This is a genomic window from Streptomyces sp. NPDC006208 (assembly GCF_040613775.1).
Classification (GTDB): Bacteria; Actinomycetota; Actinomycetes; order Streptomycetales; family Streptomycetaceae; genus Streptomyces.
Genome location: NZ_JBEXSW010000028.1, coordinates 63,825 through 86,326 on the forward strand (window position 1 = coordinate 63,825; position 22,502 = coordinate 86,326).

General features: G+C 71.2%; 19 protein-coding genes and 1 pseudogene. 9 read left to right on the top strand and 11 right to left on the bottom strand.

Annotated elements, in window-relative coordinates:
- The first annotated feature begins 107 nt into the window (after window positions 1-107).
- Complete coding sequence (locus tag ABZ208_RS23130; protein WP_356911387.1) at window positions 108-1,847, top strand: S8 family serine peptidase; 1,740 nt, start codon at window positions 108-110, stop codon at window positions 1,845-1,847.
- A gap of 62 nt (window positions 1,848-1,909) precedes the next feature.
- On the opposite strand, the gene ABZ208_RS23135 is transcribed toward ABZ208_RS23130, so the two are convergent.
- From ABZ208_RS23135 to ABZ208_RS23160, 6 genes are all read right to left on the bottom strand, one after another.
- Window positions 1,910-3,049 (bottom strand): hypothetical protein, encoded by a 1,140-nt coding sequence (locus tag ABZ208_RS23135; RefSeq protein WP_356911351.1) that lies wholly within the window; start codon window positions 3,047-3,049, stop codon window positions 1,910-1,912.
- A 97-nt stretch (window positions 3,050-3,146) separates the two neighbouring features.
- On the bottom strand, window positions 3,147-4,331 hold the full coding sequence (locus ABZ208_RS23140; RefSeq protein ID WP_356911352.1) for a VWA-like domain-containing protein: 1,185 nt from the start codon (window positions 4,329-4,331) through the stop codon (window positions 3,147-3,149).
- A gap of 8 nt (window positions 4,332-4,339) precedes the next feature.
- A complete protein-coding gene (locus tag ABZ208_RS23145; protein WP_356911353.1) occupies window positions 4,340-5,536 on the bottom strand; it encodes an AAA family ATPase in 1,197 nt (398 codons plus the stop codon).
- Window positions 5,533-7,287, bottom strand: a complete 1,755-nt coding sequence (locus ABZ208_RS23150) for an ankyrin repeat domain-containing protein (RefSeq protein ID WP_356911354.1) — start codon at window positions 7,285-7,287, stop codon at window positions 5,533-5,535. Before ABZ208_RS23150 ends, ABZ208_RS23145 begins: the two co-directional genes overlap by 4 nt.
- Window positions 7,284-8,417, bottom strand: coding sequence for a gala protein (locus tag ABZ208_RS23155; protein WP_356911355.1), 1,134 nt, complete (start codon window positions 8,415-8,417; stop codon window positions 7,284-7,286). Before ABZ208_RS23155 ends, ABZ208_RS23150 begins: the two co-directional genes overlap by 4 nt.
- Before the next feature lie 221 nt (window positions 8,418-8,638).
- Complete coding sequence (locus ABZ208_RS23160; RefSeq protein ID WP_356911356.1) at window positions 8,639-8,890, bottom strand: hypothetical protein; 252 nt, start codon at window positions 8,888-8,890, stop codon at window positions 8,639-8,641.
- A gap of 310 nt (window positions 8,891-9,200) precedes the next feature.
- Between ABZ208_RS23160 and ABZ208_RS23165 the strand changes: the two genes are divergently transcribed.
- The gene (locus ABZ208_RS23165; RefSeq protein WP_356911357.1) at window positions 9,201-9,599 is read left to right on the top strand and encodes a DUF1992 domain-containing protein; all 399 of its coding nucleotides are present in this window, start codon (window positions 9,201-9,203) and stop codon (window positions 9,597-9,599) included.
- Window positions 9,600-9,852: 253 nt separating this feature from the next.
- Window positions 9,853-10,773, top strand: coding sequence for a glutamate ABC transporter substrate-binding protein (locus tag ABZ208_RS23170; RefSeq protein ID WP_356911358.1), 921 nt, complete (start codon window positions 9,853-9,855; stop codon window positions 10,771-10,773).
- 222 nt (window positions 10,774-10,995) lie between these two features.
- Here ABZ208_RS23170 and ABZ208_RS23175 read toward each other — a convergent pair whose 3' ends face one another.
- Window positions 10,996-13,215 (bottom strand): NADP-dependent isocitrate dehydrogenase, encoded by a 2,220-nt coding sequence (locus tag ABZ208_RS23175; protein ID WP_356911359.1) that lies wholly within the window; start codon window positions 13,213-13,215, stop codon window positions 10,996-10,998.
- A 234-nt stretch (window positions 13,216-13,449) separates the two neighbouring features.
- On the opposite strand from ABZ208_RS23175, the gene ABZ208_RS23180 reads away from it, so the two are divergent.
- Together ABZ208_RS23180 and ABZ208_RS23185 are read left to right on the top strand one after the other, a co-directional pair.
- Window positions 13,450-13,962: a hypothetical protein gene (locus tag ABZ208_RS23180; protein WP_356911360.1), complete on the top strand. Its 513-nt coding sequence runs from the start codon at window positions 13,450-13,452 to the stop codon at window positions 13,960-13,962.
- A 230-nt stretch (window positions 13,963-14,192) separates the two neighbouring features.
- A complete protein-coding gene (locus ABZ208_RS23185) occupies window positions 14,193-14,768 on the top strand; it encodes a hypothetical protein (protein WP_356911361.1) in 576 nt (191 codons plus the stop codon).
- Window positions 14,769-15,082: 314 nt separating this feature from the next.
- Here ABZ208_RS23185 and rox read toward each other — a convergent pair whose 3' ends face one another.
- Window positions 15,083-16,510: a rifampin monooxygenase gene (gene rox, locus ABZ208_RS23190; RefSeq protein WP_356911362.1), complete on the bottom strand. Its 1,428-nt coding sequence runs from the start codon at window positions 16,508-16,510 to the stop codon at window positions 15,083-15,085.
- 672 nt (window positions 16,511-17,182) lie between these two features.
- Window positions 17,183-18,070 (bottom strand): alpha/beta hydrolase, encoded by an 888-nt coding sequence (locus ABZ208_RS23195; protein WP_356911363.1) that lies wholly within the window; start codon window positions 18,068-18,070, stop codon window positions 17,183-17,185.
- Between the two features lie 340 nt (window positions 18,071-18,410).
- Here ABZ208_RS23195 and ABZ208_RS23200 point away from each other — a divergent pair, with 340 nt between their 5' ends.
- From ABZ208_RS23200 to ABZ208_RS23215, 4 genes are all read left to right on the top strand, one after another.
- Window positions 18,411-19,457, top strand: a complete 1,047-nt coding sequence (locus ABZ208_RS23200) for an NAD(P)/FAD-dependent oxidoreductase (RefSeq protein ID WP_356911388.1) — start codon at window positions 18,411-18,413, stop codon at window positions 19,455-19,457.
- Window positions 19,458-19,643: 186 nt separating this feature from the next.
- Window positions 19,644-20,315, top strand: coding sequence for a hypothetical protein (locus ABZ208_RS23205; RefSeq protein WP_356911389.1), 672 nt, complete (start codon window positions 19,644-19,646; stop codon window positions 20,313-20,315).
- An 18-nt stretch (window positions 20,316-20,333) separates the two neighbouring features.
- Window positions 20,334-20,957 carry a DUF6529 family protein gene (locus ABZ208_RS23210; RefSeq protein ID WP_356911364.1) on the top strand — a complete coding sequence of 208 codons (624 nt, stop codon included), beginning with the start codon at window positions 20,334-20,336 and terminating at the stop codon, window positions 20,955-20,957.
- Window positions 20,954-21,418, top strand: coding sequence for a Rieske (2Fe-2S) protein (locus ABZ208_RS23215; protein ID WP_356911365.1), 465 nt, complete (start codon window positions 20,954-20,956; stop codon window positions 21,416-21,418). The genes ABZ208_RS23210 and ABZ208_RS23215 overlap by 4 nt, the downstream gene beginning before the upstream one ends.
- A gap of 71 nt (window positions 21,419-21,489) precedes the next feature.
- Here ABZ208_RS23215 and ABZ208_RS23220 read toward each other — a convergent pair.
- Together ABZ208_RS23220 and ABZ208_RS23225 are read right to left on the bottom strand one after the other, a co-directional pair.
- Window positions 21,490-21,724 (bottom strand): annotated as a pseudogene (locus ABZ208_RS23220) (cytochrome P450); the annotation flags it as partial.
- Window positions 21,725-21,728: 4 nt separating this feature from the next.
- Window positions 21,729-22,304 (bottom strand): helix-turn-helix domain-containing protein, encoded by a 576-nt coding sequence (locus tag ABZ208_RS23225; protein ID WP_356911366.1) that lies wholly within the window; start codon window positions 22,302-22,304, stop codon window positions 21,729-21,731.
- Window positions 22,305-22,502 lie beyond the last annotated feature (198 nt).

The window sequence follows — 22,502 nt, forward strand, 5'->3', positions numbered from 1 at the left end:
ATCTTGCCTCGACCACTTTTTGACATGACCCGGTCGGCGTCACGAGCGCCGCCGGGTTTTCGGAGGACGCATTGCTTCCCTTCATATCCAGCCGGCTGAGACGCTCCATGGCGGCCGCCGCGCTCGGAACGGCTGTCGCGCTCATGGCCCCCACGGGTCTCGCCGAGGCCGCTCCCTCCTCACCGTCGTCTTCGTCATCGTCGTCGTCCTGGGCCGCAGGCACCCGTGCCTATCTGGTCATCACCGCGCCGGGTGACACCTCGGCCGTGCGGACGGCGGTCACGAACAACGGGGGCACCGTATTCGCGCACCACGACGCAATCGGCGTGATCGTGGCCCACTCGGCGTCCACGTCCTTCGCCGGCACCATGCGGGGGGTCAGTGGTGTGCAGCAGGTCGGCGCGACCCGGACCTCGGACGTGCCCGCAGACGCCTACGACCCGGCTCTGCCGGCGAGCCCGGCACAGACTCCCACCACGCTGACGGAGTCCAACCGCTGGGACATGACGCGTATCAAGGCCGACCAGGCCTGGGCTGTGACGACCGGTTCGTCCGCCGTGAAGGTGGGCGTGCTCGACACCGGGGTGGACGACCAGCACCAGGACATCGCGCCGAACTTCAACGCGGCCGACTCCGTCTCGTGCGCCTACGGCAAGGCGGACACCCGTGCCGGTGCCTGGCGCGACGTCGGCGAGCACGGCACCCATGTCGCGGGGACAATCGCGGCCTCCAAGAACGGCAAGGGCGTCATCGGCGTCGCGCCCGGCGTGAAGATCTCCTCCGTCCGCATCGCCGAGCCGGACACCAGCATGTTCTTCGCGGAGAACACCATCTGCGGATTCATGTGGGCCGGTGACCACGGCTTCAAGGTCACCAACAACAGCTACTACACCGATCCGTGGATGTTCAACTGCCCGGACAACGTGGACCAGGCGGCCATCATCGAGGGCGTCAAGCGCGCCCAGGCGTACGCCGAGGGCAAGGGCTCCCTGCAGGTGGCCGCCGCCGGCAACTCGAACTACAACCTGGCGAACAAGACGACCGACTCCTCGAGCCCCAACGACTCGACCCCGGTCACCCGCACCATCACCAACGCCTGCATCGACATACCCACCGAGCTGCCCGGCGTCGTCACCGTCGCCGCGATGGGCAACGGCAACGTGAAGGCGTCGTACTCCAACTTCGGCAACAGCGTCATCGACGTCGCGGCCCCCGGCGGCGACGGGGCATCGGGTGTGTTCTCGACGCTTCCCGGCGGCAAGTACGGCAACATGAACGGCACTTCGATGGCGTCACCGCACGTCGCCGGAGTGGCCGCGTTGCTGGCGAGCGTCAATCCGGCGTACACGCCGGCGGACATCCGGGCCAAGCTGGGCGAGCAGGCCACGGACATCGCCTGCCCGTCCGACAGCCGGTGCACGGGCACCACGGCCAAGAACGCCTTCTTCGGCGAGGGCCAGGTCGACGCGCTGAAGGCGGTCGATGGCGGCACTCCGCCGCCCGGGAAGTACTTCGAGAACCTCGCCGACGTGACCATCGCGGACAACGCCACGGTGGACAGCCCGATTCCGGTCACCGGCGTCACCGGCAACGCCCCGACCGCCCTCAAGGTCGGCGTGAACATCAAGCACACGTACCGCGGTGACCTCGTGGTCTCTCTCGTGGCCCCCGACGGCACGGTGTACCCGCTGGAGGACTTCCCGAACAGCGACAGCGCCGACGACGTGAACAAGACCTACACGGTCAACGCCTCGTCCGAGGCGGCGAACGGCACCTGGAAGCTGCGCGTACGCGACATCGCCTCCCAGGACGTCGGCAGGATCGACGCCTGGAACCTCACCTTCTAGGAACAACGGATCGACGGCCGGACCATCGCCCGGCGCCGGACGGCGCCGGGCGATGGTCCCTGTCACCAGTCCCCGTCCGCCACCGGCTTTCCGGGCGCCGGCGCGTCACCGAGCGGATGGATCTGGTGCGTTCCCGGCGCCTGCCACGGCATGTCGTCGTCGCCGAGCCAGTCGCCCACGGGCTTGACCCCGCCCAGGGCGCCGGTCGGCGCGAGATCGGTGCCGTCCTCGTCGTAGTAGTCGAACCACGGCAGTCCGGCCTGTGTGTAGGCGGCACGGTCGACCGGTGACGGCGGTGCCGCCTCACCGGTGATACGGCGCCATTCCGGCGGGGTCACCAGGTGCACGAACACCCGGCCGGAGGGCTCTTCGGCCCAGTCGGACAGGCGCCGGTCGTCCTGGTAGACCTCCTGGCGCATCGTGCCGCCCGCTCCGAGCCCCATCGCGGCGGCGTGCCGGGGCGGCCCGGCCGCCGCAGCAGGCGCGGGGGGCACGGCGCCCGGCGCAGGCGGGGCCATGGCGGGCGGGGCCGCGGCCATGCCGGCTGCGAAGGCTCCTCCGTAGCCGCCGGGCGCGGCGGCCGACGGGTTCTGCGGAGCTGCCCCGGGCCACGGGGGCGGGGCCGCTGCCCGTGCCCGGGCCTCCTGCTCCGCGCGGGCCCGCTGCTCCTCGCGCCAGGCCGCCAGTGCGTGCCCGGCCGGCGAGAACGCCTGCAACTGGACGCCGCCCGTGGTCTCCTCGCCGGTGATCTGTCCCTCCACCGTGGCCCCGAGGCCCAGGGGCACCGCGACGAACTGACGTACCGTGCCCTTGCCGGAGTTGATGCCGTCCAGCCACGGCTGCCTGGGCAGCACCACATAGTTCTGCGGCCTGCGTTCCAGCCGGCCGCTCCACCGCTCACCGGAGACGGCGCACACCTTGCCGACGCCGACCTGGAGCGCGGCGGGCTCCTGGGTGCCCGCGAAGCTCAGCCACATCGCCTCCCGCAGATACACGGGCAGCATCACTCCGCCCCGCGCCAGCCACTCGGGCGGGACGGTGCCGGGGTGGTCCTCGACGCGCCGCACGGGGAACTCCCCCAGTCCCGGCGGCAGCGGATGCGTCCCGGACTCCGGCAGACGCAGCGTCCGGATGAACCGGATCCGTACGCTGCCCCCCAGCAGCAGGCTGTTCCCGTCGACCCGTACGGCGCTGGTGGCCATGGCGGTCTCCCCTCTCCTCGCCCTTGCTCACGGAGCTACCACGATGTGCCGCCCGGGACGGTTCCGTTCCGCGGCGCCCGCAGTGGGGCGCAGCCCGTCACGCGGTGACGCGTACCGTCTCCACCCAGGCAGGAGGAGTGGGTGCCGCGTCACCGACGAGGGCGGCGATGAGCCGGCAGGACGGCACTTCGTCCGGCCAGGGCGTGAAGCCGTCGGTGAGGACGATGACGATGGTCGGCCGGTCGGCCGTCGCCAGCGCGGCGCCGATACCGACGCGCATGTCGGTGCCACCGCCACCGGCCAGCGTGATCTGCTCAGCGGCGGTGACCCGGGACACGGCATGCACATCGGCGTCGCAGGCCAGCACGGTGACACGGTTGCCCCGTACGCCCACCTCGCGCAGGACCCCCGTCACCTCCGCCAGAGCCGCTGCGATTTCGGCATCGCCCATGGAACCCGAAGTGTCGATGACGACGGCCACGCGGGGCAGCGGGCGGCGCAGACTCGGCAACACGACTCCGCGCAGCGCGGGGGTCCGGCGCGAGGGGCGGCTGTAGGTGTAGTCGACGGCACCCCCGGCCCACGCTGCCGCTTCCCGGACCGCTCCGGACAGGGCCCGGCGCCAGTCCACCGTGGGCTCGAGGAGCTCGTCGGCCCAGCGCTGCCAGCCCGCGGGGAGGGTGCCGCGGCTGCGGCGATGGGCGCGCATCGCCTCGGCGGTGTGGCGCCGCAGTGCCTCTGCCTCGACCGGTCCGAGGCATGCGGGACCGGCGGACTCGTCGAGTTCCCAGGGTGACGGCCGGCCGTGGGCGCCCGAGCCGCAGTCGTGCGATCGCGGGAGCGGCGGCAGGCCGGCCAGGTACGTCTCGAACAACTGCCCCTCGGGCAGGCCGAATCGGGCGGGTTCCACCCGGTCGGCGGGCAGTCGCAGTCCGTCGGCGAGGAGATCGTCGTTGATCTCGCAGTCCTGGGCGACGTTGACCCGGTGCCAGTCGCGCTGGTCGGCGGCGGGCAGCCGGTCGGCGCGACCGTGGTGGTCTCGCAGCAGATGCGCGACCTCGTGCACCCAGACGCCGGCGAGTTCCGCGACGGGCGTGGCGTCGACGAACGCGGGAGACACATAGCAGCGCCAGCGCCGGTCCACCCCCATCGTCGGTACCTCGGCAGACGCCACAACGGTCAGGGCGTAGAGCGCGGAGGCGAGATAGGGCCGGTCGCCGGCCGCCCGGAAGCGGGCGGCCAGCAGCTTGGTCATGTCCAGTGCGGCACCGCTGCGCGCCATGCCCGCCCTCAGTCGCTGCCGGGCAGGGCGCCCGACAGCTGGAGCAGCTCCAGGAACCCGTCGATGCCCTGGGGCACGGGCCAGTCGGTGTCGCGCATCGCGGCGAGGTCGACGGCGGCCCGGGCCGCCACGTCGGGCACGCCCGCGTCCACGGCCTTCGCCAGCACGGCCCAACCCGCCTCCCAGCGCTTGCGGGTGAGGTCGCCCTGGATCGCGGCGACCACCGCGATGAGAAACGCCAGCTGCCGGTCGCCGCGGTCGGGCAGGGCGAAGGAGTCCGGATCGGCGAGTACCCGGTCGGGGTCCGGGAGGTCGAGATGCTCCAGATAGGACAGCAGCTCGATGCCCGCCCCGTCGCCGACGGCTCCGGTGAGCGCCGCGGCCACCGCCTCACGGCCGGCACCGGTCGCGTATCCGGCCGCGAGCAGCCGCAGCGCCATCTCCCACGTACGCGGCGAGGGCCACGCCCGGCCCCGGCTCTGGGCATCGGCGGGTATGTGGTGCACCAGCCCGGGTCTCGCGGTGAGGAACCCGGAGATCGCGCCACGACTCCGGGCGACGGCGCCCGGCACTCTGGCCGGATCGACGACCGGGACGGCCGTCTTCGGCCATGTACCGGCCATGCCGCGTGCGACCGTCCGGGGGTCGTGGGTCCAGTCGAGGTGGACGAAGCGATTGGCCAGCGGCGGCGTGAGGTGCCAGCCGTCGGCGGCGCTGGAGGGCGGGTTGGCGGCGGCGACGATCCGCACCGGCTCCGGCAGGACCAGGCTGCCCACCCGGCGTTCGAGCACCACGCGCAGCAGGGCCGCCTGGACGGCAGGGGGCGCTGAGGACAGCTCGTCGAAGAAGAGCAGGCCGCCTCCGGCCCGGGCCAGCCGCACCGCCCAGTCCGGCGGTGCCATCGGAACGCCGGTGGTCGCCGGGTCGTCGCCGACGATCGGCAGGCCGGCGAAGTCGGAGGGCTCGTGCACGCTGGCGATGACCGTCTCCAGCGGCAGACCCAGCCCGTCGGCGAGCTGCTCCATGCCCGCCGACTTGCCGATGCCGGGCTCGCCCCACAGCAGGACGGGCTGGTTGGCCGTCACGGCCAGTGCCAGCGCCTCCAGTTGGGCATGGCCGGAGGGCTCCGTACGGACTGCGCTCAGCCGGCGGTTGAGGTCGTCCGCGGCAGCCAGGGGGCTTCGCAGGCTACGGTCCACGCTCACCGGTCCTCCTCGTCCTCGCGCCATTCGTCCCACCAGTCGGCGCCGATGCCCGGGTGCTCCGCCCGCACCCGGTCATGGAGGAAGCTCAGGTCGGCCCGGTGGTACTTGCGGACCACCTGGGCCAGTGACAGCTCCGTCTGGTCGACCACGTCGATCCGGGCCCCGGCCTCGATCAGCGCCTCCACGAGAGCCTTCGAGCCGGCATCGTTGACCGCCACGAACAGCGGGGTGCGCTCACGGTGGTCCCTGGCCTCGAGATCGAGTCCCGCCGACAGCAGCCGCGGCAGGAGCGGCTCGTGGTCGAGCAGGTGCAGCACATGGAGCAGGGTGCGCCCGCCGCCGTCCCGCACCCGGGGGTCGACACCCGCGTCCAGGAGCTCCAGAACTCCCGGGGTGTCGCCGTGCTGGGCCCGCAGGAACAGCTCACGCCGCTGGGCCCGCAGCGCTTTCGGCAACCGGCCGGTTCCCGAGGTGGCGGCCTGCTGCACGGCGAAGCATCCGGCGACGGCCCCTCCGAAGGCGCGCAGCGCGCGTTCCCGCTGCTGCTCCTCCTCGCTGTGCGGCATGTCGAGACGACCGCCGCGGAAGGCCACCTCGTGCCACTCGCCACGGCACCTGACGGGGACCGGTGCCGGGCTCCCGGGCCCGGGCGGGCCGGCAGGACCCTCGGGGACGAGGTCGGGGAACAGCGCCGCAGCCACCAGCGGGTGCAGGCCCTCCGGTGCGATCCCGCCGGTCCGCAGCAGGTCGAGGTCGGGCAGCCGACGCCACAAGGCCTCGGGCAGTACGGCGACATCCTGGGCGTCCTTGCGCTCGACGACCCTCACCTTCAGCCTGCCGAGCGGGCCACGATCCGTCAGCTCGAACAGTGCGGAGCTTCGCCAGCCGTCGGTGATCTGGAAGCGGTCACCGACGCCCGCGTCCGCGAGACGGCGGACCTCGGGCTCCAGACGGGTGAGATCGAGCGCGAGGTTCCGCAGAGCGGCCTCCGGGTCGACCCGGTACCAGCGCGACGCGGCCGGCGCCGTCAGGTCGAGCTCGATGCCCGCGGCGGCGAACGCCTCGGCGAGCGTGCCGTTCTGCTGGATCAGTGCGACCCACTCGGCGCGTGCGGCCGGGTCGCCGGCGCCGGGTTCGGCGGTGGGCAGTTCGTGCGCCTCGAGCAGACCTCCGTCGGTGCGGAAGAACGGTGCCCTGTCTCCTCCGCCGTACCTTTGGCGCAGCTCGGCGGCGCGACGTGTGTCCCACAGATGCCGCGCCGTCGTCCAGTCGTCGGTGTCGCGGGCGAAGACACCGGGTGCTTGGGCACTCTCGACCGCCTGGAACCTCAGGCTGATCCGCTGCGGTCCGTCGATCATGGTGGGCGTGGTGACGTGGAGGTACGGCGTGCCCGGGCTGCCGCCCTCCCGGGCCGGCGGTCCGTAGCCGGCGAGGACGACGGTGCGATCCGTGGCGAGTGTCGTCCGTCCGCCCAGCCACCGGGGCAGGTGCCAGCGCAGCAGGTCCGGAGCGAGGTGGCGCAGATCGTCCTCGAGAGCCTCGGCGACCGGCTCGCCGTACTCGCGGGCGACTTCGGACGGATCGAACGCGATGTCGACGCCGGCTGCCGCGCACGCGCCCTGCCAGTCGCCGGCGAGGCGGCGCTCGGTCGCGCGCTCGATCATCCACCGGGGCACCGCGTAACGGCGGATCCGCTCCCAGCTCGACGCCTCGTCCCTGGGGAAGCAGTACGGCTCGGGACGGCGGCTCACCGGTAGACACTTCCTATCGCGCGCAGATCGGGGTGCGTCCGGCCGGCCGGACGCAGCCGAAGGGTCATGGACCGCTTCACCCTGCGCGGCAGTCCGGGCCCCAGACCCACGTACTCCAGGCGCGAATTGTCGGTGACGGCCGCCAGCAGGGTCTTCGCTCCTCGCCCGGTCAGACCGGTGTGGCACAGCTCCAGCCGGCGCAGCGGACTGCCCGGCAACGCGGCGGCCAGTGCGGTGGCTCCGGCGTCGCCGGTGAGGTTGGCGCTGGCTCCGAGGCTCCGCTCCGACGGCGGCCGGCCCAGATCGAGCGCCTCGATCCCGCCGAGCGCGTCGGCCAGCGCCTGGGCACCGGCGGGGCCGATGCCGTTGCCGCCCAGTCCGAGGCGGACCGGGTGGGCCGGGTCGGCGGCGGCGGCAAGTACCGCAGCGCCCTCGTCGCCCAGATGGTTGGCCGGCAGGTACAGCTCGCGGACACCCGCCTCGCGGATCAGGGCGGCCAGCAGCGGCGCGGCGTCGGCGGCCAGGCCGTTGCCGCCGAGGAAGAGGCGCTCCACCGGCTGGGGGCGTGCGCTGAGAGCGGCGAGCAGCGCGCCGAGGCCGTCGGTGGTGATCCCGCTGTTGACCAGGTCGAGTGTCCGCAGGGCGGTGTTGGAGCGGAGCATGCGCGCGAGGGCACGGACACCGTCGTCGCCGACCGGATTGCGCTTGAGCCACAGGGCGCGGACGGTGTCGTCCGACGACAGTCCGTTCGCGAGGGCCGCGGCGCCGTCGGGGCCGATGCGATTGCATCCGAGATACAGGGTCCGCAGACCGTGCCCTGCCCCGAGCTCGCCGGCGACGGTCCGGGCGCCTTCGTCACCGATGGCGTTGGTGCCGAGCAGCACATGCACGGCGTGCGGCGAGGCGGCGGCAACGGGCATGAGCCTCGCCGCGCCGCGGGGTCCGAGCCCCTGCTTGCACAGGTCGACCCGCCCGTCCGCGCGCAGCGTGCCGAGCTCGAACGCCTCGTCGGCCTCGACGGGACGCGTGGACACCAGCCGGCCGAGCAGCGGGGCGAGGCCCGCCGGGTCGGCGAGCGCAATGTCCGGGTGCTCGATCGCGGGGCAGCGTACGGGTGTCGGCTGCGTCATCACCACTCCACCGGTCCATCGCCGGTGCCCGGTTCGACGAGGACGGCAGTGCCCTCAGTCCGCCCGGGACGAACCGACGCCATCGACTCTCCATCCACAACAAGAAGTGGCAAGGCCGGTCGGATTCGAACCGACGTCCTCCAGCTTGAAGCTAGGGCGCGACGACCTCTGCGCTACAGCCTTGCCACGCGTGATCATAGCGAGCGCCCGGGAGCGCTCGATCACCGGTGGCCCCTCTCGGGAGGCAGCCGCTGCGACACACGGCCATCGCGCTCCAACGCCTGGGCACGGGGCTCGAGTTCGGCGCGGGCTCCGACGTCGGCCGGGAGGCGCATGGACAGCGGTCCGCATCTGCCGCCCGGGGCCGCGCCGATGTCGAGCCCATCCTCGACGAGGAGTTGCGCCTGTTCGGGACCGGCTCGGCGCTCCCTGCCGGCCGGTGAGGCCTTCCGCTGCGGCTCGTTGATGAACACGAACCGGTTCCCTGGAGTCGCTCTGTCCGCTCGTTCGCCGCCTCACGTGACCCGCCGGCCGGCGAAGAGCCTGCATGTGCGCCTGCCGCACCCGTCGAGCGGCGGGCCGTGGACCGTCGGTGCACCGGGACCTGCCGGAACCAGCCGACGTGATCGGACGCCGTACGGGCGCCTCCGCTCCGGTCGGCGGCCCGTCGCAGACCCGGCTGCGCAAGTGACGCTCACGGCATCACGTGGCACGGCACTGTCAGCGGGTTCAGAAGGGCCGTCCCGGCCCGTCCCTGGTGACCGGACACCTAGGCTGGAACGTATGACCGAGCGCAAGCCGAAAGGCGTCAGTTTCGAGTCCTGGGTCGATCGCCAGATCCGCACGGCCACGGAGCGTGGCGCGTTCAGGGATCTGCCGGGGATGGGCAAGCCTCTGCCGGACAGCGGGGAGCCGTACGACGAGCTGTGGTGGATCAAGAGCAAGATGCACCGCGAGGGCTTCGCGGCGCTGCCGCCCGCTCTCGCTCTGCGCAAGGAGGCGGAGGACGCGTTGGAGAAGGCGGCCGCCGCACCCTCGGAGCAGGCCGTGCGGCGCGTCATCGCGGAGATCAACGAGAAGATCTCGGCGATGATGCTGCGCCCACCACCCGGCCCTCCGCTGGGGCTGAGGCCGTACGACGTCGAGGCGGTCGTCGAACAGTGGCGCCGCGGACGCGCCTGACGGCATCGGCCCAGGTGATCACCCCTGGGGCCGAGTGATCACCGTATCCGGAATGTGATGCTCAATTTCACCTCAGATCTGGTGACGGTGAGGGGGCTTCGTCCGTAGTGTCCTTCCATTCGAGGGGGCGGAGCCCGGAGCCGATGACGGGCATGTCGGCGGCCGCCCGAGCGCCGTCCCTGCTGCGGGCGACCCGGCTCGACGGCGCCTCCCGTACCGCCGGGTGATCACTTGAGATGAAGGATGCTCCACCATGAAGCCGCGTAAATCTGCCGCGTCCGCGGCCATCGCCCTTGTGGTCGCCCTCACCGCAACCGCCTGTGGCGGCAGCTCCGACGGGGCCACGGACGAGCAGAGCAGCAGCCCGAGCAGCCTGGACCGGCCCGAGCTGCCCACGTACGCGGTCGCCAAGAACGTCACGTTCGACTCCCCGACCCTGGAGCGTGCCCAGCGCAAGGGCAAGCTCGTCATCGGTGTCAAGAACGATCAGCCGTACCTCGGCTTCGAGGAGAAGGACGGTACGCGGTCCGGCTTCGACATCGAGATCGCCAAGATGGTCGCCGCGGATCTCGGCTTCTCACCTGAGAAGATCGAATTCCGGACCCTCGTCACCAGCGAGCGCGAGGCCGCCATATCGGGTGGTGCCATCGACCTGTATGTCGGCACCTACACGATGAACGAGGAGCGCAAGAAGGTCGTCGGATTCGCCGGCCCCTACTTCATGGCGGGCGCCGACCTGCTCGTCCGCAAGGACGACCGGACCATCAGCGGGCCCTTCTCGCTCCAGGGCAAGACGGTCTGCTCGGTCAAGGGCGCGACCGCGCTCCGGGAGATCCAGAAGCCCGACTACAACACCACGACCGTCGCGACGCTCAAGTACTCCGAGTGCGTCCAGCAGCTGCTCGAGCGCAAGGTCGACGCGGTCACGACGGACGACGCCATCCTCATGGGCTACGCCGCCCAGCGTCCGGACGACCTGAGGGTCGTCGGCAACCGGTTCACCGAGGAGCCCTACGGCATCGGCATGGCCAAGGACGACAAGGCGCTGCGTGAGGCGGTCGCGGACGCCATCGAGGCGCACGACCAGAGCGGCGACCACGAGAAGGCGTACGAGGCGACGCTGGGTCTTTCGGGCTCCAGGTTCGCCGGCACACCGCTGGTGCAGCGCTACTGACATCTACGGAAGGCGGCACGACGGCCCTGGAGCGACAGGGGCCGTCGTGCCGCCTTCCGTCATGCCGTCGTCCGCTCACGCCGTCACGCGTGACGGGTGGGCAGCGAGGGCGGCCGGGCCTGAGTCCGGAGAACCGGAGCCTGACGAAGACGCGTCCGCCCCGGCCTGCGGATGCAGGCCGGGGCGGAACAGGTGCCGCCGGGGAGCGCCCCCGGATGCGGGTCAGGCGAGGGTCGCGAGCGCCTGGTTGAGGGTCGCCGAGGGACGCATGACGGCCGAGGCCTTGGTGACGTCGGGCTGGTAGTAACCGCCGATCTCGGCCGGCGAGCCCTGTACCGCGATCAGCTCGTCGACGATGGTCCGCTCCTGCGCGGCGAGCGTCTCCGCCAGCGCGGCGAACGCCTTGGCGAGCTCGGCGTCATCGGTCTGCTTCGCCAGCTCCTGTGCCCAGTACAGGGCCAGGTAGAAGTGGCTGCCGCGGTTGTCGATGCCACCCAGCTTGCGGCTCGGCGACTTGTCCTCGTTGAGGAAGGTGCCGGTCGCGCGGTCGAGCGTGTCGGCCAGGACCTGGGCACGTGCGTTGCCCGTGGTCTGCGCGAGGTGCTCGAAGCTGACCGCGAGCGCGAGGAACTCACCGAGGCTGTCCCAGCGGAGGTAGTTCTCCTTGACGAGCTGCTGGACGTGCTTGGGCGCGGAACCGCCGGCGCCGGTCTCGAACAGGCCGCCACCGTTCATCAGCGGGACGACGGAGAGCATCTTCGCGCTGGTGCCGAGCTCGAGGATGGGGAAGAGGTCGGTCAGGTAGTCACGCAGCACGTTTCCGGTGACCGAGATCGTGTCCTCGCCGCGGCGGATCCGCTCCAGGGAGAACGTGATCGCGTCGACCGGCGACATGATCTCGATCTGCAGCCCGTCGGTGTCGTGCTCGGTCAGGTACGCCTTGACCTTCTCGATCAGCTGCGCGTCGTGCGCACGGCCCTCGTCGAGCCAGAAGACGGCCGGGTCGCCGGTCGCGCGGGCGCGGGTGACGGCGAGCTTGACCCAGTCCTTGATCGGCAGGTCCTTGGTCTGGCACATGCGGAAGATGTCGCCGGCGCTGACGGTCTGCTCGATCACGGCGTTGCCGTCGGCGTCGAGGACCCGCACGGTGCCGGTCGTGGCGATCTCGAAGGTCTTGTCGTGGCTGCCGTACTCCTCGGCCTTCTGTGCCATCAGACCGACGTTCGGCACCGAGCCCATCGTCGACGGGTCGTACGCGCCGTTCGCGCGGCAGTCCTCGATGACCGCCTGGTAGATGCCGGCGTAGCTGCTGTCGGGGATGACGGCGAGGGTGTCGGCCTCCTGCCCGTCCGGGCCCCACATGTGGCCGGACGTGCGGATCATGGCCGGCATCGAGGCGTCGACGATGACGTCGCTCGGCACGTGCAGGTTGGTGATGCCGCGGTCGGAGTCGACCATCGCAAGGGCGGGGCCCTCGGCGAGCTCGGCCTCGAAGGACGCCTTGATGGCCGCGCCCTCGGGCAGGGACTCCACGCCCTTGAGGATGCCGCCGAGGCCGTCGTTCGGGGTCAGACCGGCCGCGGCGAGCGTCTCGCCGTGCTCGGCGAACGTCTTCGGGAAGAAGGCGCGCACCACGTGACCGAAGATGATCGGGTCGGAGACCTTCATCATCGTGGCCTTGAGGTGCACGGAGAACAGCACGCCCTCCGCCTTGGCGCGGGCCACCTGCGCGGCGAGGAACTCACGGAGCACCGCGACCCGCATGACGGAGGCGTCGACGACCTCGCCCGCGAGTACCGGTACCGACTCACGCAGGACGGTGGTGGTGCCGTCGTCGCCCGCCAGCTCAATGCGCAGCGAGCCGGCCTCGGGGACGACCACGGACTTCTCGGTGGAGCGGAAGTCGTCGGCCGTCATGTGCGCGACGTTCGTCTTCGAGTCGGCCGACCAGGAGCCCATGCGGTGCGGGTGCGCCTTGGCGTAGTTCTTGACCGACGCGGGGGCGCGGCGGTCGGAGTTGCCCTCGCGCAGGACCGGGTTGACGGCGCTGCCCTTGACCTTGTCGTAGCGGGCGCGGATGTCGCGCTCCTCGTCGGTCTTCGGGTCGTCCGGGTAGTCGGGCAGCGCGTAGCCCTGCTGCTGCAGCTCGGCGACGGCGGCCTTCAGCTGCGGGATCGAGGCCGAGATGTTCGGCAGCTTGATGATGTTCGCCCCGGGAGTCTTGGCCAGCTCACCGAGCTCGGCGAGTGCGTCGTCGATGCGCTGCCCGACCTCGAGACGCTCGGGGAAGCTGGCGATGATCCGCCCCGCCAGGGAGATGTCACGGGTCTCCACGCTGACGCCGGCCGTCGAGGCGTACGCCTGGACGACGGGCAAGAACGAATACGTCGCCAGGGCCGGGGCCTCGTCAGTGTGCGTATAGATGATGGTCGAGTCAGTCACCGGTGCTCCGCTCCACGTCTGCAACATTGCTCGACATCAAGATATCTCGTGGACGCCCCCCTCTCGACAGGGCCCTGCCCCACCGGCGGCCGGATGCCCGGGTCCCACGTCCGGCTCCGCGTCGGACGGACGCGTTCCCGCGTCGCCTCGGGCTGTGCGCGCCTCGCGTACCACCGAAGAGGGAACACGTCATGGATTCCGTGACTGAGCTCCCGTTCGAGGAATGATCCAATAATGCATCACAAATCCCTGCAGATCTATCTGAACGATCACTTGGCAGGCGCCACCGCCGGAGTCGAGCTGTCCCGGCGCATTGCCCGCGCCCATCATTCGTCGGCGCGTGCGAGGGAGCTGCAGCGCCTCGCCGACGACATCACCGAGGACCGGGAGAGTCTTCTCGACCTGATGGAGCTCCTCGAGGTGCGCCCTCACCGCTACAAGGTCTACGGGGGCTGGGCCGGCGAGAAGGTGGCCCGGCTCAAGCCGAACGGCCGGCTCTACCACCGCTCGGGCCTGAGCACGCTGATCGAGCTGGAGACCCTGCGGCTGGGCATCCAGGGGAAGCAGCAGTTGTGGCAGGCGCTGACTCCGCTGGCCTCCGGGTCCGGCCGCTTCGAGGCATCACGGCTCGACACGCTCAAGGACCGGGCGAAGGACCAGATGACCACGGTGGACGCACTGCACCGGACTGCTGCATCCAGAGTTCTTGTCCTTCACGACGACCGGGGCCCGGAAGGCGGCGCGTAGCGGCACCGGTCCGTCCCGGCAGCGGAAAGGAAGGCGGGCATCCTTCAGATCTGCGCGGGATGCGGGGGTGCAGGGGAGCTGCTTGCCGCCAGACCAAGTTGTTAGTACTCACAACCGATTTGAGTACTAACACGGATGAGGGCCGGCCCGGGCTGACGAAAGGGTGAAGATCACGGACGGGGCAATCCCGCCCCGTACGGATCTTCACTCAACCTTCTCCGAGGTATGTCATGCGTAAGTTAGGAACCACGGCCGCAGCGGTCTTGCTGGCGGGTGCCGGGCTGGTCGGCACGGCCGGGACGGCCGGCGCCACGACCGGTCACATGGACAAGGGTGCCTCGGCCGAGGCCTGTTCGACCGCCTGGGGCAGCGGTGTCAAGTCGGCCACGGACACGGCCTCCAAGCCGCTGAGGAACATCACGACCAGCTCAAACACCTGCTACGACCGCATGGTCTTCGACGTGAAAGGCGTGAGCGGCAAGATCGGCTACCACGTCGGTTACGTGCCCGCGTTCCACCAGGACGGTTCCGGCGAACAGATCCCGGTCAAGGGCGGCGCGATCCTGGAGATCTTCGTGTCGGCGCCGAGTTACGACCCGGCGACGAGCAAGCCGACGTACTCCGGGAAGGCTGCGCAGCCGCTGCCGGGCGTGAAGATCACCGGCTACAAGACGTTCAAGGACACCAAGTTCGGGGCGAGCTTCGAAGGGCAGACCCAGGTCGGCCTGGGCGTACGAGCCAAGCTCCCCTTCCGCGTGCTGCAGTCCGGCGACAAGCTGATAGTGGACGTCGCGCACACCTGGTGACCCAGGCGCATCACTGAGGGCCGCCCGGCCGCGCAGGTGCGATCGGGCGGCCCTCTCCACGCTCAACACGTCTTGCCTTGTTCCACGTTCTGAGCCGGGAGGTTCAAGGCCGGTCAGGTCGCCCCTGGCGACGAACACCTCGCATCCCGGTCGAGCCGTCCGTTGCGGTTGGTCATGATGTTCGCCGCCAGAGGAGCCGACTGCGACGCCGAACCACCACCACCGGTGTTGGCGCGGGTCCTGGCGGGGTACGGCACCTGACCGCGCCGAACCCGGCGGAGACAGGTCCCGCCCGTCGAGCCACAGCTGCGCGCTCAGCTGACGGCAGCACCGAACCACTTGGGCAGCCGGCTGAGCAGATCCTGCTGATCTTCACCGACCCACGCCACATGGGCGTCCGGCCGCAGCAGCACTGCGGGCACGGCCAGTTCCTCGCTGACGTCGACCACGTGGTCGACCCGGTCTGCCCAGCCCGCCACCGAGAGCCGGCCGGTCTGGTCGAGCAGCAGTCCGCGGCCGGAGCGCATCAGCTCGTAGAGACGCCCCTTCTTCAGCCCCACGTCCCGCAGCCGCCTGCCGAGCAGTTCATGCCCCTCGCCGAAGTCGTAGCGGACCCCGATCGCGGTGATCTTCTCGATCAGGTACCGGTTCACCTCCTCGAAGTCCATCAGCTCCGACATCAGCCGGCGCACTGCCTGGGGACCAGGCTCGACGGACATCAGCTGCATCTGCGCGCGGGTGTTGTCCAGCACGTCGGCGGCCACCGGGTGCCGTTCGGCGTGGTAGCTGTCCAGCAGACCCTCCGGCGCCCAGCCGTTGACCTCAGCGGCCAGTTTCCAGCCGAGGTTGAACGCGTCCTGGATGCCGAGATTGAGCCCCTGCCCGCCGGTCGGCGGGTGGATGTGCGCCGCGTCGCCGGCCAGCAGCACCCGGCCGGTCCGGTAACGCTCGGCCAGCCGGGTGGCGTCGCCGAAGCGGGAGAGCCAGCGCGGTGAGTGCACGCCGAAGTCGGTGCCGGCGAACACCCGCAGCTGCTGCTTGAACTCCTCGAGGGTCGGTGGGACCGAGCGGTCATCGGCCACCCCTTCGGCGGGCACGACAACGCGGTACACCCCGCCCCCGAAGGGTCCGACGCCGAACCGAAGCTGAGTCTTGCGGACTTCGGCCACCACGGCGGCCACCGTCTCCGGCGGCACGGCCAGCTCCATCTCGCCCAGCAGCGTCTCGACCCTGCTGGGCTCGCCGGGGAAGCCGACGCCCAGCAGCTTGCGCACCGTGCTGCGGCCTCCGTCGCAGCCGACGAGGTAGCGCGAGCGCAACTGCGTCCCGTCGGCCAGCTCGACGGTCACCCCGTCTTCGTCCTGGCTCAGCCCGACCAGTTCGCAGCCGCGCCGGATCTCGGCGCCGAGCTCGGTGGCGTGCTCGGCCAGCAGACGATCAGTGACGGTTTGCGGGATGGCGAGGACGTACGAATGTGCGCTGTCCAGCCGGTCAGGCCACGACTTGCTGATGCCGGCGAAGAAACCGCCGACCCTGAACTGCTCGCCGTGCGCGAGGAACCGCTCCAGCAGACCGCGCTGGTCCATCACTTCGACGCTGCGCATGTGCAGGCCGAGCGCGCGGACGTACGCGGTCGGCTCCGCCTCCTTCTCCAGCACGAACGCGTGCACCCCGTGCAGCCGCAACTCGCCGGCGAGCATCAAGCCGGTCGGTCCGCCGCCGACCACGATCACGTCAATCATGACAACCCCCATGTGACAATGTTGAATTTCGGCCGGCCGCTCCGCGCAGTCCGGCGGCGCGCACGCCCGCGCCTCCGTGCCGAGGGCCCGCGACGCACCGCAAGTCCCGCCGGCGGTTCGACGTCCCCGCGTGACCCGTACACCGACAACGGCACACGCACTCCGCGAATCTCTGATTTCCGCAGGTCCTGGCCTCGGCCGACGATTCTGCGGCACGACCCCGCTGTTGCCGCAAGCTCCCTGGTGCGCTATATGTTGAGAGTGGCAAGGAGTGGGTGGACCTCCTTGCCTTTGCCATGTGTCGTCCGCTGTGGACGGACAAGCTCCTCCCGAAGCGGTGACGCGCCGCGTACGGCGATGCCGGCGGTGAGTGCGAGCAGTGCGTGTTCTTCAAGCGGGCCTGGCGGACATGGGCCGGGGCCGTGGCCGGGAAGATTTCCAGTTGTCCGGTGCGCCGCGAGATCTGCGGCGAGGGACCGTGGCGGGGCGGCGCCGGGTCCCGCCGGAACCCGGAGCCGCGGGCGGCTCAGGGCGGGTACCGGCCCTCATCCTGGTGCCCGGTCGCCGTGACGGGCGCGCCGTGTTCGTCCTGGCTCAACTCTCCGGGTGAGCCGCTGCGGGGCCGTGGAGGCGTGCTTCCGGGGACGTGCCTCGCGCGCGCTCAGGCGACGGTCACGTCCACTGGTCAGGTGCACGGGTAAGGCGGTCCGCGACGGTCTTCGCCGTTGTTCCCATGAGGATCGTGTAGTGGTTGCAGTCCGGGACCGGCTCGGCGGTCAGCAGTGGCACCTGTGCCGTCCAGTGTGCGACCAGCGCGGCCGGGAGCATGCCCGGTTCCGTGCCCATCAGGCCCCGCGGCGCATACAGCAGCCGCGCGGGCACGGTCAGGCCCGTCAGGTCCTCCCCGAACGACGCCGCCGCGGTGAGGAGCTCGCGGCCGTCGTGGCGGACGGGGCCCTCCTGGGCGCGGGAGTGGCGGGCGCCCGCGGGGCCCGTGAGGTCGTAGCGGACGTACGCCTCGATGTCCTCGTTCCACTCCGGGCCGAGGGCGGGATGGGCGCGGAAGAGGTCGAGGTACGCCTCGTCGCTCTCGTATGTCCGGGACAGCCGGGCGATGACGGGGCCCAGGGTCGCGTCGAGGACCGCGTCGGGGTCGGTGTCCGGCAGGACCGGGAGTGGCAGGCCGCCGTCGACGAGCAGCAGGCGGTCGAAGAGCTCCGGGCGCCGGGCGGCTGCGCGCAGGGCGACGCAGGCGCCCATGGACTGGCCGGTGAGGGCGACGGGCGCGCCGCCGCCCCACCGCTCCGCGACCGCGCACAGATCGGCGGCATGGGTGTCGATGCCGTACGGGCCCTGGGCCGACGCGTTGTGGCCCCGGCCCCTCAGGTCGAGGGCGAACAGGGACCAGTCCGGCGGCAGATGGCGGGCGACGGCTCCGAAGGACATCCCGGACGCGGTGATTCCGTGGGCCGCGACGGCGGTGCGAGGTCCCTCGCCGAAGCGCAGGACGCGCAGCGTCCCGCCGCCCACCTGGAGGTCGAGCGCGGCCGGAGTGGTCATCTGACGTTCCTTCACATGAGGTGTGCAGGGCGACGACCAGTTTGCATGCGGCACCCTGCGCGCAGGACCTTGGGGTGCGGCAACCTGATCATCCCGTTGGTCAAGGCCCACCCGAAGGTGTGGGTCAGCGGCAGCGTCGTGGAGAACCCGTACTACCTGAGTCCCGATGCGGAACCGGCCCTTCGGCAGCCGACGGGACCTGACGCCGTGGGGAGCGGCACTTCATGGCCGCCTTGCCGAAACAGCAAAGAACATTGCCGCGCAGCTGTACGGGTCGCAGGGTGGCGGTATGACCGACTCGGACAAGCAACACGTGGATGACGTGGATGACGTGGACGACATGGATGTCGTGGTGGTCGGAGGCGGCGTGGCCGGCCTGTCCGCTGCGCTGACTCTGGCCCGGGCCCGGCGTTCCGTGCTGGTGGTCGACTCCGGGGAGCCGCGGAACGCTCCCGCTTCCGGGGTGCACGGGTTCCTGTCCCGCGACGGACTCCCGCCCGGCGAGCTGTTGCGGGCGGGCAGGGAGGAAGTCACCGGCTACGGCGGGCAGATCGTGCCGGACCTGGTCACCGGCGCCTGCCGGGCCGGCGGTCGTTTCGTCGTGGTCACCGGAAGCGGCCGGAGCTACGGCGCGCGGCGCCTGCTGGTGACCACGGGGCTGGTCGACGAGCTTCCCGACGTTCCCGGCCTGCGTGAGCGCTGGGGCCGCGACGTACTGCACTGCCCGTACTGCCACGGCTGGGAGGTGCGAGACACGCCGATCGGCGTGCTGGCGACCGGTCCGGGCGCGGCGCACCAGGCGCTGCTGTTCCGGCAGTGGTCCCCGGATGTGACCCTGTTCCTGCACACGGCAGGCGACCCGACCGAGGAACAGTGGGAGCAACTGGCCGCACGTGGTGTCGCCGTGGTCGATGGCGAGGTGGTCGGTCTCGATGTGAACGACGACCGCCTGTGCGGTGTGCGGCTGGCTTCGGGTACGTGTGTGCCGGTGCGGGCACTGGCAGTGGGACCGCGCTTCGAAGCGCGCAGCGCGGTGCTCTCGGACCTCGGTGTGGCGAGCGTGGAGCACCCCCTGGGCGTGGGGCATCACGTGGAGTCCGACGCGAACGGGTTCACCGGGGTTGCGGGGGTGTGGGTGGCGGGCAATGTCACCGACCTCATGGCCGGCGTCGCGGTGGCCGCGGCTTCCGGGGTGCAGGCCGCTACGGCGGTCAACGCCGACCTCGTGGCGGCCGATACCGCGGCGGCACTGGCCCGCCGCAGAGCGCCGCGCCCGCAGGAGGCGTTCAGCCCGGCCTCGGAGGCCGCCGCCTGCGAGCGGGTCCTCGGCGAACGCCGGCACGGCATCGAGACCGTACTGAGCCCCGGGCGCCGCTCGGGCGGCTGACGCGGGGAGCCGCCCTGGCCGGTCAGGCGAGCGGACGACGCGCCGAGAAGAGTGGATCACGGCCGATGTCGCCCGCCCCCGACCCTGCCGCCACCCGGACCACTACGGATTGTCGACCGGTGGACACATGGCGTCACGTCCGTTTGCATGGAGTTCTCACTGCCCGCATCCCTGCGGAAGGCGCCGATGAAGCACCCAGGACCACTGCTCACGCTGTTCGCCGGACTGGTGCTCGGTCTGTTCATCCTGACGCTCAACGCCATGACCGGTGAGCCTGCGCCCTCGTCGCGCCAGCGCCCGGCCACAAGCGCGACGCCGAGCCCCAGGCCGAGCACGCCCTCACCCTCGTCCCCGGCGCGGACCTCGCCCCCGGCCACTACCGCGAGTGCGGGGCCGCAGACCGAGTACGCGGGCCGTACGACCGACAACACCGCGTCCGTCGCCATCTCGCTCCGCGGCAACAAGGCCATCGCGTACGTCTGTGACGGCCGCACCCGGGAGGCCTGGATGCGCGGCCCCGTGGAGGAGGACGGCGACATGCACCTGACCAGCGCCGAAACCAACGCGAAGCTGGACGGAATCCTGAGCGGGGGCAAGGTCACCGGAACGGTCGACATCGGCGACCGCAACTGGGCCTTCACCGCCGACAAGGCGGTCAAGCCGTCCGGGCTCTACCGCGCCGCCGCCCAGGTGCGCGGAGCCGAGCTCAAGGGCGGCTGGATCGTCCTGCAGGACGGCAGCCAGGTCGGCATCGTCAGCCGCGACGGCAAGCCGGCCGCCGCTCCCCCGATCGACCCGGCCACCGGTGCCGTCACCGTCGACGGCACTCAGCTGACCGCCCGCCCCGTCGTCCCCTGAGCGTCCCCGAGGTGCGTCATGAACGTGGACCCGAACACGCGGAGCGGCGACTCCCCTCCGCCTCCGCCTCCGCCCCCTCCCCCGTCCGTGCCCCCGCAGGGGGTTGCCGGCTCCGGGGCGGCGCGCTTTGTCGTCCCGGCTCTGGTCGCCGTGGCCGTCGCGGTCGGCCTCGGGGTGTACGGGAAGCTCCACAGTCCGTCCGCCACCGCCTTCAATCTGGCCGGTTTCAGCAGCCCGAGTGCGGTGAAGGCCTGGCTGGCCACCGCTGCGCTCGCCCTTGCATTCGTGCAGCTCGTCTCCGCGCTGACGATGTACGGGCAGATGCCGGGCCTGCGGGCCGCGTCCTGGACGCCCGCACTGCACCGCTGGTCGGGCCGGGCGGCGTTCCTGCTGACCGTGCCCGTGGCCGTGCACTGCCTGTACGCGCTCGGCTATCAGACGTCCACCTCGCGGGCGCTGTGGCACTCGTTCTTCGCCTGCTTCTTTTTCGGGGCATTCAGCGCAAAGATGTTGCTGTTGCGCATGGAGCGGCTGCCGGGGTGGCTGCTGCCGATCGTCGGCGGGCTGGTTTTCGCCACGCTCACGATGGCGTGGCTGACCTCCGCGCTCTGGTTCTTCCGCACGTTCGGAGTGACGACATGAGTGACCGCGTAAGCAGAGAAGGCACCACCCGCCGCACGCTTCTGGTGACCGGCGCCGCCGTTGTGGCGGCAGCGGGCTGCACCAAATACGGGGACGAGAACGACGGCGGTGAGTCGTTCGTCCCCGCACCCACCTCGCCGGCCGAGAAGAGCGGCAGCGCCCAGCCGCCCGCGGGCGAACCGCTGGGCACCACCTCCGAGATCCCGGAGGGCGGCGGAAAGGTGTTCGAGGCCAAGAAGGTCGTGGTGACCCAGCCCGTCCGGGGTGACTTCAAGGCCTTTTCGGCGATCTGCACCCACCAGGGCTGCACGGTCGACAAGGTCGCGGACGGCACCATCGACTGCCCGTGCCACGGGAGCAAGTTCCGTATCGAGGACGGCTCGGTGGCGAAGGGCCCTGCACAGCGGCCGCTGGAAGCGAAGCAGATCAGCGTCTCCGGGAATCAGATCCGGCTCACATAGCCTGTCGCGCAGGGCTCCCGAGGCACTCATATATGACCGGACAGCTCGACGGCACCGGTCGCGAGTTGCTCGGCGAGCTCGATGTCGTGCCGGCGTGCGAGCAGCGTGTCGATTCCTGTGTCCGCGACGCCCGCCCGATGTCCTGGCCCGGGCACTCGTGCGGCCCGCCGCTGAAGGCACGGTGTGAGCGGTGCCGTGCACGGGCCTGGACAGGTCCGGCCGGATCCCGGGATCGACGTTGCCGGCCGCCAGGCCCTGCATCACCAGGTCGCCCGCCGTGATCTCCTGGGTGCCAAGCCGTGTGTCGTCGTCAGGCCGAGCGGGCGCGCAGATGGGCCCGCTCGCCCTGCTGGCCGAACAGGACCAGCAGCTCGACGGGTGCGGCGTCGGCGGCTCCCAGCCAGTGGGGGATGTGCGTGTCGAACTCCGCGGCCTCCCCCGACTTCAGGACCAGATCCTGGTCACCGAGCAGCAGCCGGAGCCGGCCACTGAGCACGTAGAGCCATTCGTACCCTTCGTGCGTCCTCGGATCGGGATCGGCTGCAGGGCCCTCCGCCGGGATGACCAGTTTGAACGCCTGCAGTCCCCCGGCCCGGCGGCTCAGTGGCACGAACGTCATTCCGTGACGGCGCACCGGGCGCAGATGCACGCGCGGGTCCCCCGTGTGCGGCGCCCCGACCAGTTCGTCCAGCGGGACGCCGTACACGCGGGCCAGCGGCAGCAGCAGTTCCAGATTCGGCCGCCGCCCGCCGCCCTCCAGTCGCGACAGCGTGCTCTCCGAGATGCCGGTCGTCTCCGCCAGACGGGCAAGGGTGAATCCGCGCTGACGGCGGAGTTCGCGCAGCCGTGGGCCCACGGCGGCCAGCACATCGTTCAGCTCGTCCATGTCCGCCACCTTGCCGAAACAGCATGAAACGCTGCAAGCCGGCGGGTGGGGGCGCTGTCGCCCGTGAGTCTCCGCGAAGCCGGAGCCGGGGCCGGCCCGGCCGTCGGTGCCGTGTCCACCGCCGAGGCGCGCAACGCCCCTCCCCACCGACCGGAGGGATCGCCATGACCGACAGCCCGCACGACGCGAACCACACCG

Coding starts and splice junctions, on each gene's coding strand:
- ABZ208_RS23130 (WP_356911387.1), top strand. CDS start 108: ATGGCGGCCGCCGCGCTCGGAACGGCTGTCGCGCTCATGGCCCCCACG.
- ABZ208_RS23135 (WP_356911351.1), bottom strand. CDS start 3,049: ATGGCCACCAGCGCCGTACGGGTCGACGGGAACAGCCTGCTGCTGGGG.
- ABZ208_RS23140 (WP_356911352.1), bottom strand. CDS start 4,331: ATGGCGCGCAGCGGTGCCGCACTGGACATGACCAAGCTGCTGGCCGCC.
- ABZ208_RS23155 (WP_356911355.1), bottom strand. CDS start 8,417: ATGACGCAGCCGACACCCGTACGCTGCCCCGCGATCGAGCACCCGGAC.
- ABZ208_RS23165 (WP_356911357.1), top strand. CDS start 9,201: ATGACCGAGCGCAAGCCGAAAGGCGTCAGTTTCGAGTCCTGGGTCGAT.
- ABZ208_RS23170 (WP_356911358.1), top strand. CDS start 9,853: ATGAAGCCGCGTAAATCTGCCGCGTCCGCGGCCATCGCCCTTGTGGTC.
- ABZ208_RS23180 (WP_356911360.1), top strand. CDS start 13,450: ATGCATCACAAATCCCTGCAGATCTATCTGAACGATCACTTGGCAGGC.
- ABZ208_RS23185 (WP_356911361.1), top strand. CDS start 14,193: ATGCGTAAGTTAGGAACCACGGCCGCAGCGGTCTTGCTGGCGGGTGCC.
- rox (WP_356911362.1), bottom strand. CDS start 16,510: ATGATTGACGTGATCGTGGTCGGCGGCGGACCGACCGGCTTGATGCTC.
- ABZ208_RS23195 (WP_356911363.1), bottom strand. CDS start 18,070: ATGACCACTCCGGCCGCGCTCGACCTCCAGGTGGGCGGCGGGACGCTG.
- ABZ208_RS23200 (WP_356911388.1), top strand. CDS start 18,411: ATGGATGTCGTGGTGGTCGGAGGCGGCGTGGCCGGCCTGTCCGCTGCG.
- ABZ208_RS23205 (WP_356911389.1), top strand. CDS start 19,644: ATGAAGCACCCAGGACCACTGCTCACGCTGTTCGCCGGACTGGTGCTC.
- ABZ208_RS23210 (WP_356911364.1), top strand. CDS start 20,334: ATGAACGTGGACCCGAACACGCGGAGCGGCGACTCCCCTCCGCCTCCG.
- ABZ208_RS23215 (WP_356911365.1), top strand. CDS start 20,954: ATGAGTGACCGCGTAAGCAGAGAAGGCACCACCCGCCGCACGCTTCTG.
- ABZ208_RS23225 (WP_356911366.1), bottom strand. CDS start 22,304: ATGGACGAGCTGAACGATGTGCTGGCCGCCGTGGGCCCACGGCTGCGC.